Below are 14,644 nucleotides of genomic sequence, written 5' to 3'. Positions count from 1 at the left end.
CTGCGGCGCTGCTGTCGACCACACGTTCGATCGAACACACGTACGACGTTAGAGCACGTGTTCGAACAGCACAAGGGCCTGGCCGAAAGTGTGTTCGACTCGCGCTCGGGGTGCGCCATCACCCCGCCGCGACCGTTCAATTGCTGGGTTGGCGCCCGGTTACGCGTCGGTAACCGGGCCACAACCCAGCAATTGCCCCACCACCGGGGCCCAGACGTACGCCGGGACGAGCGGCAGCCGCGTCAGTTGCGGCGGAGCGCGGCGCGCCCCTGCTTGGCGAAGACCGCGATCCCCTGCTGCGCGAGCGACGGCAGCAGCGAGCTGCCACGCATGACCCCGCCGCGCCAGGCGGGCAGCGTGCGCACGACGCGGTGACCGCCGACGAGCCCGACCGCCTCGGCGGCCACCTCGTCGACGCTCAGCAGCCGACCCCCGGAGCGCACGAGCGCCTTGGCCAGGCCGTCGTCGCGCATCGTGGCGACCATCTCGGTGTCGACGCCGTCGGGGCACAGTGCGTGCACGCGCACCTCGTCGGGCGTCTCGGCCTGCACCGACATGGTGAGGGAGACGACCGCGGCCTTGGTGGCGGCGTAGGTCGACAGCCCCGGCACCGGACCCAGGCCCGACAACGAGGCGATGTTGACGACGTCGCCGCCGGCCGGCCCGAAGCCGGCCAGCGCCGCACGCGTGCCCCACAGCGCACCCTTGAGGTTGACGTCCACGAGCCGGTCGACCTGGTCCGACGGCAGGTCGGCGAGGGCGCCGTCGTGACCGACGCCGGCGTTGTTGACCCACACCGCGAGGCGACCGTGGCGCGCCGCCTCCGCCGCGACGGTCGCGTGCGAGGCCTCCGAGCGCACGTCCTGCGCCAGTCCGGCCACGGCCCCGATCTCGGCCGCGGCCTGCTCGGCGCCCGCGCCGTCGACGTCGGTGACCACCACGGCGTACCCCCGCTGCACCAGCTTCTCCGCCACCGCCCGGCCGATGCCGCGCGCGGCACCCGTGACGACGGCGGACAGGACGGACGGGCCGGCGGCGGGAGTGCTCATGGCGGCGAGTCTGCCCGACACGCCGTTCGAACAGGTGTTTGAACCACCCCGCCCGCTCGCGCTAGCGTGCGCTCACCGGTCCCGAACGGCGGGACCACGGAGCCTCCCGGGCGCCCGGCCCTGCGCTGACGCACCCGCGCGACGGCTCCGGCGCGGGCACGGGAGGCGCACGATGGCAGGCACGAAGAAGCGGGTGGCCGAGCTGCCCGACGGACCCCCCGACGCGACGGGCCTGACCCCGCGCCAGCAGCGGGTGCTCAACGTGATCCGCGACGCCGTCGAGCACCGCGGCTACCCCCCGAGCATGCGCGAGATCGGCGACGCCGTCGGCCTGTCGAGCTCCTCCTCGGTGGCCCACCAGCTCAAGGTGCTCGAGGAGAAGGGGTTCATCCGCCGCGACCCCAAGCGCCCCCGCGCCCTCGAGGTCTTCCTGCCCGAGTCCGCCGCCGGGCGCCGCGCGGTCGGCGCGGCCACCGACACCGGCTTCGACGAGACCGGCATCGGCGACGCGCTCCCCGCCGCCCAGTACGTCCCCATGGTCGGCCGCATCGCCGCCGGCGGGCCGATCCTCGCCGAGCAGCGCACCGAGGACGTCTTCCCGCTCCCCCAGCAGCTCGTCGGCGACGGCACGCTCTTCATGCTCGAGGTCTCCGGCGACTCGATGGTCGACGCGGCGATCTGCAACGGCGACTACGTCGTCGTGCGCCAGCAGCCCACCGCCCACAACGGGGAGGTCGTGGCGGCGATGATCGACGGCGAGGCGACGGTCAAGACCTTCCAGCGCAAGGACGGCCAGGTCTGGCTGCTCCCCCACAACGACGCCTACGACCCGATCGACGGCACCCACGCCACGATCCTCGGCAAGGTCACCGCGGTCCTGCGCCGCCTCTGACCCCGACGCTGCCCCACGCCGGCCGGCCCCCGCACGGGGGTCGGCCGTCGTGCGTCCACAGGCAGGCCCGAGGCGCCCGTCGTCCCCAGCCAGTACGCCGCGCCCGCCGCCGCGCGCCCTCGCCGGCCACTCCGTCACGCCGCCTGCGTCATGCGGAGCGCGCGCGATCGCGTCGCCTCCGCATGACGCACGCCGCGCCGAGGCCCCACCGCCCCCGGTGACCAGCAGCCGAACAACCGGCGACTTTCGCCGAACCACCGTCACCACCCCCTCCCGGCGTCGTTCAATCCAGTGTGACCACCCCTGACCCCCAGCACGTCGCGCGCCGCACCGTCCTCGCGACCGGCGCGGCCGGCGCCGTCGGCGCGACCGCCCTCGCGAGCGGCAGCGCCGCCGCCGAGCCGGCCCCCCGCACCCGACCCCGCCGCAGCAGCGCGCAGCTCTTCGCGCACGGCGTGGCCTCGGGCGACCCGCAACCGACGGCCGTCGTGCTGTGGACCCGCCTCACCCCGACCGCCGCGGCGACCCCGGGCTCCGGCAAGGGCCCGAAGGCGCACGTGACGTGGCAGGTCGCCACCGACGCCCGCTTCCGGCGGATCGTGAAGCAGGGCACGGTCACCACCAGCGCCAGCCGCGACCACACCGTCAAGGTGCTCGCGACCGGCCTGCGCCCCGCGACGTGGTACCACTACCGCTTCGTCCACCGCGGCGTCGCCAGCCGTCCCGGCCGCACCCGCACCGCCCCCGCGCGCGACGCGCTGCCGGGCAACCTGCGCCTCGGCGTGGTCTCCTGCGCCAATCTGCAGGCCGGCTTCTTCAGCGCCTACCGCCACCTCGCGCGGCGCCGCGACCTGCACGCCGTGCTGCACCTCGGCGACTACCTCTACGAGTACGCCCCGGGCCAGTACGGCCGCGGCCAGGGCAACGAGGACGTCCGCCGCCACGTGCCCGCGCGCGAGATGGTCAGCCTCGCCGACTACCGCCAGCGCCACGCGCAGTACAAGCGCGACCCCGACCTGCAGGACCTCCACGCGCTGGCGCCGATGATCGTCACCTGGGACGACCACGAGGTCACCAACGACCAGTGGCGCGACGGCGCGGAGAACCACGACGCCTCCGAGGGCGACTACGTCCGCCGGCGCGCCCGCGCCCACCGCGCGTACGACGAGTGGATGCCGGTGCTCATGGACGGCACCGCCCGTCTCGGCGACGGCGCCCGGCTCTACCGCCGGCTGCAGTTCGGCCAGCTCGCTGAGCTGAGCATGCTCGACCTGCGCACCTACCGCAGCCAGCAGGTCGGCGGCGTGCCGACGCCCGTGCCCAACCCCGACGCCACCGTGAGCGACCCCGACCGCACGATCCTCGGGCGCCAGCAGATGGCGTGGCTCAAGGCCTCGCTGCAGCAGGAGCGCGCGCAGTGGAAGCTGGTCGGCAACCCGGTGATGATCGCGCCGGTCACCTTCGGGCAGGTCCCCCGCGACCTGCTCGACCCGGTCAACGACGTGACCGGGCTGCTGCCGGCCGACGGCGCGCCCTACAACACCGACCAGTGGGACGGCTACACCGCCGACCGCCGCGAGGTGCTCGACCACATCCGCGACCGCGGGGTGAAGGACGCGCTCTTCCTCACCGGCGACATCCACTCCGGCTGGGCCTGCGAGCTGCCGTACGACGTGGCGACCGCTCCGCTCAGCGACTCCGCGGGCGTCGAGTTCGTCTGCTCCTCGGTCACCAGCAACAACCTCAAGGACATCACCGGCGACCCGTCGGGCGCGACGACCGAGGTGGTGGAGGCCGGCATCCTGGCCAACAACCGCCACATCAAGTACCTCGACTTCGACTCCCACGGCTTCTCGGTGCTCGACGTGACCCCGGCCCGGGCGCAGATGGACTGGTTCGTCCTGCGCCCCCGCGAGGGCAGCGGCGCCACCGACCCGCGCGCCGACCGGGCCGCCGAGGCCGTCTGGTCGGTGAGCTACCGCACCCTGGCCGGCACCGGCCGCGTCGAGGCCGCCGACGCCCCTGTCGGCCCCCGCACGGACGGAGGCGACCGCTGATGTGCGGGCACACCGGCTGCACCCACCCCGGCGAGCGCTTCGCCGAGGGCGCCGAGCTGCTGCGCACCGGTCGCCGCAACCTCCTGCAGGTGGCAGGCGCGGGCGCCGCGGCCACCGCGATCTCCTCGGCGCTCGGCGCCCCGAGCGCTGCGGCGGCCGACGCCCGCGCGGGCGGGCGCAAGCGGGCCTACGTCGTCGTGCTCGACGGCTGCCGGCCCGACGAGATCACGCCGACCACGATGCCGACGGTCGCCGGGCTCCGCGCGGCCGGCCGCAACTTCCCGCGGGCCTCGTCGCTGCCGATCATGGAGACGATCCCCAACCACGTGATGATGATGACCGGCGTGCGGCCCGACCGCAGCGGCGTGCCGGCGAACGACATCTACGACCGGAAGCTCGGCGCCGACCGCACGATGGACCGCCGCGGCGACATCCGCGCGGCGACGGTGATCAGCCGGCTCAACGCCACCGGGCGCGTGACCGGCACGGTGCTGAGCAAGGAGTACCTCTACGGCGTCTTCGGCAACCGCGCCACCCACCGCTGGGAGCCGGCCCCCATCATCCCCGTCAGCGAGCACGCGCCCGACCTGTTCACCATGCAGGCGACGCTCGACATGGTCGAGGCCTTCGACCCGCACCTGGTCTTCGTCAACCTCGGCGACATCGACCGCACCGGGCACAGCGACGTCACCGGCCCCTACGCCGACGCGCGCCTCGCGCGCCGCGCCGCCCTCACCGCCACCGACCAGCAGGTCGCCCGGCTCGTCGACCTGCTGAGGTCGACCGGGCGCTGGCGCGACAGCCTGCTGGTGTTCCTCGCCGACCACTCGATGGACTGGTCCACGCCGGGCAACCTCATCACCCTGGCCGGGCCGCTCGAGGACGACCCGCTGCTGGCCGGCAACGTCGCGATCGCGCAGAACGGCGGCGCCGACCTCCTCTACTGGACCGGCCCGGCCACCCGCCGCCAGGCCGGCGTGGACCGGATGCTGCGCATCGCGCGCGCCCACCCCGGCGTGCTCGTCGCGCACGACCGCGCCCGCACCCCCGGCCTGCGCCTGGGCCCCAACGCCGGCGACGTCGTCGTCTACTGCAAGGCCGGCTGTCGCTTCTCCGACCCCGACCCGTCGAGCAACCCCATCCCCGGCAACCACGGGCACCCGGCGACCCGGCCGATCCCGTTCTTCCTCGCCGGCGGCCACCCGGCCGTGCGCCGCCGCAGCACCTCCTCGGCGCACGCCCACACCGTCGACGTGGCGCCCACCCTGGCGCAGTTCTTCGGCCTCGGGGCACCGCGCGGCGGGTGGGACGGCCGCAGCCGCCTCTGATCCCTTCAGGTCGGCCTCGCGACGACCGATCACCCCGGTGTGCGCTCCCCCGCGCGGCTGCTGGCCGCCGCCCTCCTGCCGCTCACGCTGACCGCCGCGGCCACCGGCGGCGTGCCGACCGCGGCCGCGAGCGAGGCCGGCCCGGCCGGCGCGGCCGGCTCGGTCGACGGCACCGCACCGGGCGAGCACGCCGACGGCGGCAGCACCGTGCGCAGCTTCCCCGGCGGCCCGTCGTACGTCGTGGACACCGGCGGCGACGAGCCGCCCGCGCCGACGTCGGGCACCCGCGCGGACGCGCAGGCACGCACGGGCGCTGCGCGCACGCCCCACCCCCTCGCCGACACCTTCCGGCTGCACAGCCTCCCGGGCGCCCAGCGGACGATCTACCTCGACTTCGACGGGGCGGAGGTCGCCGGCACCTGGTGGAACGAGGAGCCGCCCGGCGGCGGCCCGAGCCTGCCCGACGCGTTCTACCCCGGGCTCAACGAGCGCGACGGCGACCCCGCCACCTTCAGCAGCGCCGAGCGCGCGATCGTGCAGGAGGTCTGGCAGCGGGTGGCCGAGGACTTCGCCCCGTTCGCAGTCGACGTCACCACCGAGCGGCCCGAGAGCGAGGCCGTGCTGCTGCGCAGCAGCACGGCCGACCAGGTCTACGGCGTGCGTGCCCTCGTCACCCGCTCGACCGAGGCGCCGTCGGTGCTGTGCGGCCTCGGCTGCGTGGGCGTCGCCTTCATCGGCGTCTTCGACGCGGTGAGCAGCGGTGAGCTCGGGCCGGCGTGGGCCTTCAGCAGCCCGCTCGACAACGACCCCGTGCAGCTCGCCGAGACGATCAGCCACGAGGTGGGCCACACGCTCGGGCTGGAGCACGACGCGACCCCGAGCGAGGAGTACTACCCCGGCCACGGCGTCTGGGGTCCGATCATGGGCGGCGGCTACGCCTCGCTGACGCAGTGGAGCCGCGGGGAGTACGCCGGCGCCGTCAACTACGCCTACGTCGACGGCGCGGTGCGCCAGGTGCCGCTGCAGGACGACCTCGACGTCGTGCGCCGCAGCGGCCTGCCCGCGCGCACCGACGACCACGGCGGCACGCCGGAGACCGCGACCCCGCTGACCTCGAGGGCCGCGGGGGTCGTCAGCAGCACCGGGGAGGTCGACGCGTTCGCGGTGCAGCAGGGCTGCGACGGCGCCTTCGCCGCGACCGTGTCGGTCGCCTCGGTCGGGCCCAACCTCGACGCCCGGCTGCGCCTGGTCGACGCCGACGGCCGCACGGTCGCCACCGCCGACCCGGCCTCGACGGGGCCGGCGACCGACCCCTACTCCCCCGCCGCGGGCCTCGACGCCGCGCTCGACCTCGCCGCGCTGCCGGCCGGGGCCTACACCCTGCTGGTCGACGGCGTCGGCGCGCGCAACCCCGCCACCGACGGCTACAGCGCCTACGCCAGCCTCGGCGGCTACACCCTCGGCGTCGCGCCCTCCTGCTCCCCCGGGGCGGCCGCTCCCGCGCCGACCGGCCTCACCACGGCGTACGACGCCACGACGCGCCGCGCGACCCTCACCTGGACCGCCCCGCCGGCCGCCCCGGGCGACGCGCCCGTCACCGGGTGGTCGGTGCGCCGGGTCGGGGCCACCCCCACGGTGCTCGGCCCCGAGGCCCGCAGCGCGACCTTCGACTCCCTGCCGCCCGGCAGCCACGAGCTCGCCGTCGCCGCCGTCACCGCCGACGGCCTCGGCCTCGAGGCCCGCGCGGTGGTGACGGTGCCGCGGGTCGAGCCCACCCCGGTGCGCCCCGCCGCCCCGAGCCGCGTGCGGCTCGTGCCGGGCCCCGCCGGCGGCCAGCTGACCGTGCTCGGGTCCTGGCGCGCCGCGGTCTCCAACGTCGCGCTCACCGCCCAGCGCGTGCAGGTTCAGCGGCTCTCCCGCACTGGTCGGGTGCTGGCCAGCGCGTCGGTGCGCGTCGGCGGCCCGGTCGTGCGGGTCAGCCTGCAGGTGCCGCGCGGCCGCTACCGCCTGCGCGTGGTCGCGGTGAACGCGGCCGGCGCCTCCCGCCCCTCGGCCTGGTCGCGCACCGTCTCCTCACGGTGAGCGGAGCCCGACCCGTCGCGAGGCCGCACGCCGCCGAGTGACGCGTACGGCACGGGTGGGGGCCGCCTCGGGGGTGCCGCCCGCGTCACTCGGCGCCCACCCCGGCCCGACGACGCCGCTGCCAGCGGAGGGCCACGCGCTCAGACGTCGACGTGCGACTCCTCGGGGTGGCGCTTGTTGTGCCGCACGCTCCACAGGAACGACGAGACGATGAAGACCACGCCGATCAGGCCGGTGACGACCTCGGGGATGTGCACGCCCATCGTGATGAAGAGCAGCACCGCGAGGGCGCCGATCGCCCAGTGCGCGCCGTGCTCGAGGTAGACGAACTGCGACAGCGTCCCCTTGCGCACGAGGTAGACGGTGATGGAGCGGACGTAGAGCGCGCCCACGCCCAGGCCGATCGCGATCGTGATCGGGTCGCTGGTGATCGCGAAGGCGCCGATGACGCCGTCGAAGGAGAAACTCGCGTCGAGCACCTCGAGGTAGAGGAACATGAAGAACGCCGCCTTGCCGGTGGCCAGGGCCAGCTGGCCGGCCGACCCGCTCGACTCGATCTCCTGCGCCGACTCCGCGTCGTGCTCGACCTGGGTGCCGACGCCGCCGCGGCCCGAGCCGGCGGTGCCGGGGTCGCCGGCGGCCGCGCTGACCTGGCCGGTCGACCCCTCGGACGCCCCCGAGCTGCTCCCGCCCGACCCGGACGCCTCCTCCGCGCGGTCCTCGATGCCCGACGTGCGGGCGAAGAGGTCGCCGAGCCCGGTGACGAAGAGGTAGGTCAGCAGGCCGAGGATGCCCGCGGCGAGCACGCCGCCGAGCTCCTCGCGCTCGAAGGCGTAGCCGAGGCCCAGCAGCAGCCCGAGCGAGATGACGATGGCCGCGCCACCGATCTGCCCGAGGGTCTGGAAGTGCTTCTCCACCGGCTTCAGCCAGTGCCGCTCCTTCTCGGAGTCGAGGAAGAAGTCGAGGAAGATCATCATGAGGAAGATGCCGCCGAAGGCCGCGATGACCGGGTGGGCGGCCTCGAGGATCTCGGCGTAGGTCTCCTCGCCCTGCGGCACGTCCTCGCCGGCCATCGCCAGCTCCCACGCCTCGGTGGGTGGCAGCCCCGCGGACGCCCAGACGACCACGAACGGGAAGAGCAGCCGCATGCCGAAGACGGCGATGAGGATGCCGACGGTCAGGAAGATCATCTGCCAGAACTGCGACATCCCGCGCAGGACCTTGGCGTTGACCACGGCGTTGTCGAAGGACAGCGACACCTCGAGCACGATGAGGATCGCCGCGATCGCCAGGGCGCTCGGGCCGGCGTGGAGGAAGGCCGCCACCAGTCCGACGACGGTGACGAGGAAGGAGAAGCCGAAGGTCCGCAGCAGCACCGGGCGAACCTACCGTCCGCCGAAAGGCACCCCTAATCGCCCGAGCTGCTCCTCGCCGCCGTCGAGCGCGGTCAGCACCCAGGTGCCGGTGGCGGTGAGGGTGAAGGTGTGCTCGGAGTGCGCCGCCCACGAGTGGTCGGTCGTGACGACGGTCCAGTCGTCGTCGAGCACGTCGGTCTCCTTGCCCCCGAGGGTGACCATCGGCTCGACGGCGAGCGCGAGCCCCTCGACCAGCTTGGGCCCGCGCCCCGGCTTGCCGTAGTTGGGGACGTTGGGCGGCAGGTGCATCTGCGAGCCGATGCCGTGGCCGACGTAGTCCTCGAGGATCCCGTAGGACCCCTGCGCGCGCACGTGGGTCTCGATGGCGTGGGAGATGTCGGTGACCCGCCCGCCGGGGCGCGCCGCGGCGATGCCGCGCCACATCGCCTCCTCGGTCACCACCATCAGCGCCTCGACCTCGGGCGGCACCGAGCCCACCGCGATCGTGATCGCGGCGTCACCGTGCCAGCCCTCGACGATCGCGCCGCAGTCGATCGAGACCACGTCGCCCTCGGCGAGCACCCGGCCGCCCGGGATGCCGTGGACCACCTCGTCGTTGACCGAGGTGCAGATCGAGGCCGGGAAGCCGTGGTAGCCCTTGAACGACGGGGTCGCGCCGGCCGAGCGGATCGCGTCCTCGGCCACCGCGTCGAGCTCGGCGGTCGAGACGCCGGCGCGCACCGAGGAGCGCAACAGCTCGAGCGTGCGCCCGACGACGAGGCCGGCCTTGCGCATCAGGTCGACCTGGTCGGGGGTCTTCACCTCGACCCCGCGGTCGCGCAAGCCCACAGCCGGCCCCGTCCCCTCGTCGTACGGTCGCGGGGTCAGCCGCGGTGGGCGTCGAGCGCCGCGCCGATGCGCGCGGAGACCTCGTCGACCCCGCCCATGCCGTCGACGCGCACCAGCAGCCCACGGGCGTCGTAGGTCTCCAGCAGCGGCGCGGTCTGCTCGTTGTAGACCGCCTGGCGCTTGCGGATGACCTCTTCGGTGTCGTCGCTGCGACCCTCGGTCTGCGCGCGGTGCAGGAGGCGCTGCACGAGCTCCTCGTCGTCGACGGTGAGCACCAGCGCCGCGTCGAGCGGGCAGTGCGCCTCGGCGAGGATGCCGTCGAGCACCTCGACCTGCGCCACCGTGCGGGGGTAGCCGTCGAGCAGGAAGCCGGGCTCGCAGTCGGTCTCGGCGAGGCGGTCGCGCACCATCTGGTTGGTGACCTCGTCGGGGACGTACTCGCCGGCGTCCATGTAGCGCTTGGCCTCGAGGCCCAGCGGCGTGCCCTCGCCGACGTTGGCGCGGAAGATGTCGCCGGTCGAGATCGCCGGGACGCCGTAGCGGGCGGCGACGACCTTCGCCTGGGTGCCCTTGCCGGCCCCCGGGGGCCCCATGATGATCAGACGCATCAGCGGAGGAATCCTTCGTAGTTGCGCTGCTGGAGCTGGCTCTCCACCTGCTTCACCGTGTCGAGCGCGACGCCCACCATGATCAGGATGGACGTGCCGCCGAAGGGGAAGTTCTGGTTGGCCCCGATGACCGCGAAGGCGATCAGCGGCACCAACGAGATCAGGCCGAGGTAGAGCGCACCTGGCAGCGTGATGCGGGACAGGACGTAGGACAGGTAGTCCTCGGTCGGCTTGCCCGCCCGGATCCCGGGGATGAAGCCGCCGTACTTCTTCATGTTGTCTGCGACCTCCACGGGGTTGAAGGTGATCGAGACGTAGAAGTACGTGAAGAAGATGATCAGCGCGAAGTAGACCGCCATGTAGAGCGGGTGCGTGCCGCTGACGAAGTAGGTGTTGAGGAAGTCGACGACCGGGTTGGTCGAGTTGGTGTTGAACTGCACCGCCATCGCCGGCAGGTAGAGCAGCGAGCTGGCGAAGATGACCGGGATGATGCCCGCCTGGTTGACCTTGAGCGGGATGTAGGTCGAGGACCCGCCGAACATCTTGCGGCCCACCATGCGCCGGGCGTACTGCACCGGGATGCGCCGCTGCGCCTGCTCGATGAAGATGACGCCGGCCACGATGACCAGGCCGATCACCATCACGATGCCGAAGGTCCACCAGCCCTGCGAGACCTGCACCTGCCACAGCGAGCTGGGGAAGGTCGCGATCACCTGGGTGAAGATCAGGATCGACATGCCGTTGCCGACGCCGCGGTCGGTGATGAGCTCGCCGAACCACATGATCACCGCGGTGCCGGCGGTCATCGTGATGACCATGACCAGGAAGGTCGCGGTGCCGTCGTTGTGCAGCAGCGGGCGCGTGCAGCCCTGCAGCAGCTGACCCGAGCGCGCGAGCGCCACGATGCCGGTGGCCTGCAGGATCGCCAGCGCGAGGGTGAGGTAGCGGGTGTACTGCGTGATCTTGGTCTGCCCCGCCTGGCCCTCCTTCTTGAGCGCCTCGAGCCGCGGGATCACCACGACGAGCAGCTGCAGGATGATGCTGGCGGTGATGTAGGGCATGATCCCCAGCGCGAAGATCGTCAGCTGGAGCAGTGCGCCGCCGGAGAACAGGTTGATGAGGTTGTAGACCCCGTTGTCGTCCAGTCCGTCGATGCACGCCTGCACGTTCTCGACGTCGACACCGGGTGCCGGCACCTGGGAGCCCAGGCGGAAGAGCACGATGATGCCGAGGACGAACAGCAGCTTGCGGCGCAGGTCCGGCGTCCGGAAGGCGTTGGCGAACGCGCGAAGCACGGATACCTCTTTCGTTGCAGGCAAGGGCCCCCGCAGCTCCGCGAAGGACGCCGGAAGCCTAACAGGGGCGGACGGTGTCGCCGGTCACGGCCGCCGCGGGCGGCCGCCACCGACGTGGCCCCGAGAGAGGCCGGGGTACGACGAGGGGCGCGGCGCCCTGCTGGTGCAGGTCACCGCGCCCCGACGTCGTGCGTGTGGCAGGTGGGTCAGCCGTCGCTCAGCGGACGGTGACCGAGCCGCCGGCGGCCTCGATCTTCTCGCGCGCCGAGGCGGAGAACGCGTCGGCGCTCACCTGGACGGCGACCGAGATCTCGCCCTGGCCGAGGACCTTGACGGGGTGGCCGTCGCGGACGGCACCCTTCGCCACGAGGTCCTCCACCGCGACGGCCCCACCCTGCGGGAAGAGCGCGCCGAGGCGGTCGAGGTTGACGACCTGGAACTCGACCTTGAAGGGGTTCTTGAAACCCTTGAGCTTCGGCAGCCGCATGTGCAGCGGCATCTGGCCACCCTCGAAGGCGGACGGCACCTGGTAGCGGGCCTTGGTGCCCTTGGTGCCTCGACCGGCGGTCTTGCCCTTGGAGCCCTCACCGCGACCCACGCGGGTCTTGGCGGTCTTGGCGCCCGGGGCGGGACGCAGGTGGTGCAGCTTGAGCGTCATGTCACTCGACCTCCTCGACCGTCACCAGGTGACGGACGGTGTGGACCATGCCGCGGATCTCCGGGCGGTCCTCCTTGACGACGACGTCGCCGATGCGCTTGAGACCGAGCGAGCGCATGGTGTCGCGCTGGTTGGCCTTGCAGCCGATCGTCGACTTCTTCTGCTGGACCTTCAGCTGTGCCATCAGGCCGACACCTCCGCCGAGACGCCCGCGGGCACCTCGTCGCGCGCCCGCAGGAGCGCCTTCGGGGCGACGTCCTCGACGCGCAGGCCACGACGGGCGGCGACCGCCTCCGGCTCCTCCAGCATCCGCAGCGCCTCGACGGTCGCGTGCACGATGTTGATCTGGTTCGACGAGCCGAGCGACTTGCTCAGGATGTCGTGGATGCCGGCGCACTCGAGCACCGCGCGCACCGGACCACCGGCGATGACGCCGGTACCGGGCGAGGCCGGGCGCAGCATGACGACGCCGGCGGCCTTCTCACCCTGGACGGGGTGCGGGATGGTGCCCTGGATCCGGGGGACCTTGAAGAAGGCCTTCTTGGCCTCCTCCACGCCCTTGGCGATGGCGGCCGGCACCTCCTTGGCCTTGCCGTAGCCGACGCCGACCAGGCCGTCACCGTCGCCGACGACGACGAGGGCGGTGAAGCTGAAGCGACGACCACCCTTCACGACCTTGGCGACACGGTTGATCGCGACGACGCGCTCGACGTAGGCGGTCTTGTCAGCAGCACCGCCGCCGCGACGGTCGTCGCGACCGCGACCCCCGCCACCGGCGCGCTGTCCGCGCTGGGCTCCGCTCATGAGACTTTCCTCTTCTCTTCTTCGTCTGCGATCAGAAGGCCAGGCCACCCTCGCGGGCAGCGTCCGCGAGGGCCGCGATGCGGCCGTGGTACTTGTTGCCGGCGCGGTCGAAGACCACGCCCTCGACACCGGCGGCCTTGGCACGGGCGGCGACGAGCTCGCCGACCTTGGTGGCCTTCGCCGTCTTGTCGCCCTCGAGGGAGCGCACGTCCTTCTCCATGGTGGAGGCGGAGACGAGGGTCTTGCCGACCAGGTCGTCCACGACCTGCACGGAGATGTGCTTGGCCGAGCGCGTGACCACCAGGCGCGGACGCTCCGGCGTGCCGGAGATCCGCTTGCGGCCGCGCATCTGGCGGCGCAGGCGCGAACGCACCCGCGACGCGGTGTGCTTGTTGTTCGACAGGGAGATGCCCATGGTCACTTACCAGCCTTTCCGACCTTGCGGCGGATCTGCTCGCCGGCGTAGCGCACGCCCTTGCCCTTGTAGGGCTCCGGCTTGCGCAGCTTGCGGATGTTGGCGGCCACCTCGCCGACGAGCTGCTTGTCGATGCCCTCGACGCCGACCTTGGTCGGGCCGTCGGTGGTGAAGGTGATGCCCGCGGGGGCGTCGAAGATGATCGGGTGGGAGTAGCCGAGCTGGAACTCCAGCTGCGTCGGGCCCTTGGGCAGGACGCGGTAGCCCACGCCGGTGATCTCGAGGCGCTTGGTGTAGCCCTCGGTCACGCCGACCACCATGTTGTTGATCAGGGTGCGGGTCAGCCCGTGCAGCGAGCGGCTCTCGCGCTCGTCGTCGGGACGCTTGACCTCCAGCACGCCGTCCGCCTGCTCCACCGTGAGGGGGGCGGGGACGGTGTGGTTCAAGGTGCCCTTGGGCCCCTTGACGGTCACCAGGCGCTCGTCGATGGCGACGTCGACACCGGACGGGACCGTGATCGGGAGCTTGCCGATGCGTGACATGCGTCAGTCCTCTCTTCTCGGTCTCTCGTCACCAGACGTAGGCGAGGACTTCCCCACCCACGCCCTTCTGGTTGGCCTGGCGGTCGGTCAGCAGGCCCTGGCTCGTCGAGATGATCGCGACGCCCAGGCCACCGAGGACCTTGGGCAGGCCGGTGCTCTTGGCGTACACGCGCAGGCCCGGCTTGCTGATCCGGCGCACGCCCGCGATGGAGCGCTCCCGGTTGCGGCCGTACTTGAGCGTGATGGTCAGGCTCTTGCCGACCTCGCCCTCGGCGGGGTCCTTCACCTCGAACGCGGTGATGTAGCCCTCCTGCTGGAGGATCTCGGCGACGCCGGCCTTCAGCTTGGAGTACGGCATGGTCACCGCGTCGTGGTACGCCTGGTTGGCGTTGCGCAGACGCGTGAGCATGTCTGCGATCGGGTCAGTCATCGTCATGGCCGCGAGGCCCTTTCTCCACCGTGGTTTCGCACCTGCACCTCAGGCACGACCTGCAGCGACGTTTGTGTGGGACGGGAGGTCTGGATTACCAGCTGGACTTGGTGACACCGGGCAGCTCGCCGCGGTGCGCCATCTCGCGCAGGCAGATGCGGCACAGGCCGAACTTGCGGTAGACCGCCTTCGGCCGGCCGCAGCGCTGGCAGCGGGTGTAGCCGCGGACCGCGAACTTCGGCTTGCGGGCCGCCTTGACCTTCAGCGACGTCTTCGCCAT

16 protein-coding genes are annotated in these 14,644 nt (G+C 72.8%); 4 read left to right on the top strand and 12 right to left on the bottom strand.

What is annotated here, in order from left to right:
• Nucleotides 1-242 precede the first annotated feature (242 nt).
• Nucleotides 243-1,049, bottom strand: coding sequence for an SDR family oxidoreductase (locus tag BJ989_RS06265; RefSeq protein WP_179517459.1), 807 nt, complete (start codon nt 1,047-1,049; stop codon nt 243-245).
• Between the two features lie 172 nt (nt 1,050-1,221).
• On the opposite strand from BJ989_RS06265, the gene lexA reads away from it, so the two are divergent.
• From lexA to BJ989_RS06245, 4 genes are all read left to right on the top strand, one after another.
• Nucleotides 1,222-1,941, top strand: a complete 720-nt coding sequence (gene lexA / locus BJ989_RS06260) for a transcriptional repressor LexA (RefSeq protein ID WP_179517458.1) — start codon at nt 1,222-1,224, stop codon at nt 1,939-1,941.
• 293 nt (nt 1,942-2,234) lie between these two features.
• On the top strand, nt 2,235-3,998 hold the full coding sequence (locus tag BJ989_RS06255) for an alkaline phosphatase D family protein (RefSeq protein WP_179517457.1): 1,764 nt from the start codon (nt 2,235-2,237) through the stop codon (nt 3,996-3,998).
• A complete protein-coding gene (locus BJ989_RS06250; protein ID WP_179517456.1) occupies nt 3,998-5,326 on the top strand; it encodes an alkaline phosphatase family protein in 1,329 nt (442 codons plus the stop codon). The genes BJ989_RS06255 and BJ989_RS06250 overlap by 1 nt, the downstream gene beginning before the upstream one ends.
• Nucleotides 5,327-5,365: 39 nt before the next feature.
• Entirely contained in the window at nt 5,366-7,408 is a 2,043-nt protein-coding gene (locus BJ989_RS06245) for a fibronectin type III domain-containing protein (protein ID WP_179517455.1), read from the top strand.
• 140 nt (nt 7,409-7,548) lie between these two features.
• Here BJ989_RS06245 and BJ989_RS06240 read toward each other — a convergent pair whose 3' ends face one another.
• From BJ989_RS06240 to BJ989_RS06190, 11 genes are all read right to left on the bottom strand, one after another.
• Nucleotides 7,549-8,784, bottom strand: a complete 1,236-nt coding sequence (locus BJ989_RS06240) for a DUF475 domain-containing protein (RefSeq protein ID WP_179517454.1) — start codon at nt 8,782-8,784, stop codon at nt 7,549-7,551.
• Nucleotides 8,785-8,793: 9 nt separating this feature from the next.
• Complete coding sequence (map, locus tag BJ989_RS06235) at nt 8,794-9,612, bottom strand: type I methionyl aminopeptidase (RefSeq protein ID WP_179517453.1); 819 nt, start codon at nt 9,610-9,612, stop codon at nt 8,794-8,796.
• Between the two features lie 35 nt (nt 9,613-9,647).
• On the bottom strand, nt 9,648-10,220 hold the full coding sequence (locus BJ989_RS06230; RefSeq protein WP_179517452.1) for an adenylate kinase: 573 nt from the start codon (nt 10,218-10,220) through the stop codon (nt 9,648-9,650).
• Nucleotides 10,220-11,515, bottom strand: coding sequence for a preprotein translocase subunit SecY (gene secY, locus BJ989_RS06225; protein WP_179517451.1), 1,296 nt, complete (start codon nt 11,513-11,515; stop codon nt 10,220-10,222). Before secY ends, BJ989_RS06230 begins: the two co-directional genes overlap by 1 nt.
• Before the next feature lie 217 nt (nt 11,516-11,732).
• A complete protein-coding gene (gene rplO, locus BJ989_RS06220) occupies nt 11,733-12,173 on the bottom strand; it encodes a 50S ribosomal protein L15 (RefSeq protein ID WP_179517450.1) in 441 nt (146 codons plus the stop codon).
• Between the two features lies 1 nt (nt 12,174).
• Nucleotides 12,175-12,357, bottom strand: coding sequence for a 50S ribosomal protein L30 (rpmD, locus tag BJ989_RS06215; protein ID WP_139977682.1), 183 nt, complete (start codon nt 12,355-12,357; stop codon nt 12,175-12,177).
• Nucleotides 12,357-12,977: a 30S ribosomal protein S5 gene (gene rpsE, locus BJ989_RS06210; RefSeq protein ID WP_179517449.1), complete on the bottom strand. Its 621-nt coding sequence runs from the start codon at nt 12,975-12,977 to the stop codon at nt 12,357-12,359. Before rpsE ends, rpmD begins: the two co-directional genes overlap by 1 nt.
• A gap of 31 nt (nt 12,978-13,008) precedes the next feature.
• Nucleotides 13,009-13,392 (bottom strand): 50S ribosomal protein L18, encoded by a 384-nt coding sequence (gene rplR, locus BJ989_RS06205; RefSeq protein WP_179517448.1) that lies wholly within the window; start codon nt 13,390-13,392, stop codon nt 13,009-13,011.
• 2 nt (nt 13,393-13,394) lie between these two features.
• Nucleotides 13,395-13,934, bottom strand: coding sequence for a 50S ribosomal protein L6 (gene rplF, locus BJ989_RS06200; protein ID WP_179517447.1), 540 nt, complete (start codon nt 13,932-13,934; stop codon nt 13,395-13,397).
• 28 nt (nt 13,935-13,962) lie between these two features.
• On the bottom strand, nt 13,963-14,370 hold the full coding sequence (rpsH, locus tag BJ989_RS06195) for a 30S ribosomal protein S8 (protein WP_179517446.1): 408 nt from the start codon (nt 14,368-14,370) through the stop codon (nt 13,963-13,965).
• A gap of 88 nt (nt 14,371-14,458) precedes the next feature.
• A complete protein-coding gene (locus BJ989_RS06190) occupies nt 14,459-14,644 on the bottom strand; it encodes a type Z 30S ribosomal protein S14 (protein WP_010831721.1) in 186 nt (61 codons plus the stop codon).

The organism is Nocardioides perillae (genome assembly GCF_013409425.1).
Lineage (GTDB): Bacteria > Actinomycetota > Actinomycetes > Propionibacteriales > Nocardioidaceae > Nocardioides > Nocardioides perillae.
Note: the sequence above shows the minus strand (reverse complement) of the source record. Positions and strands in the feature narration are given on the sequence as shown.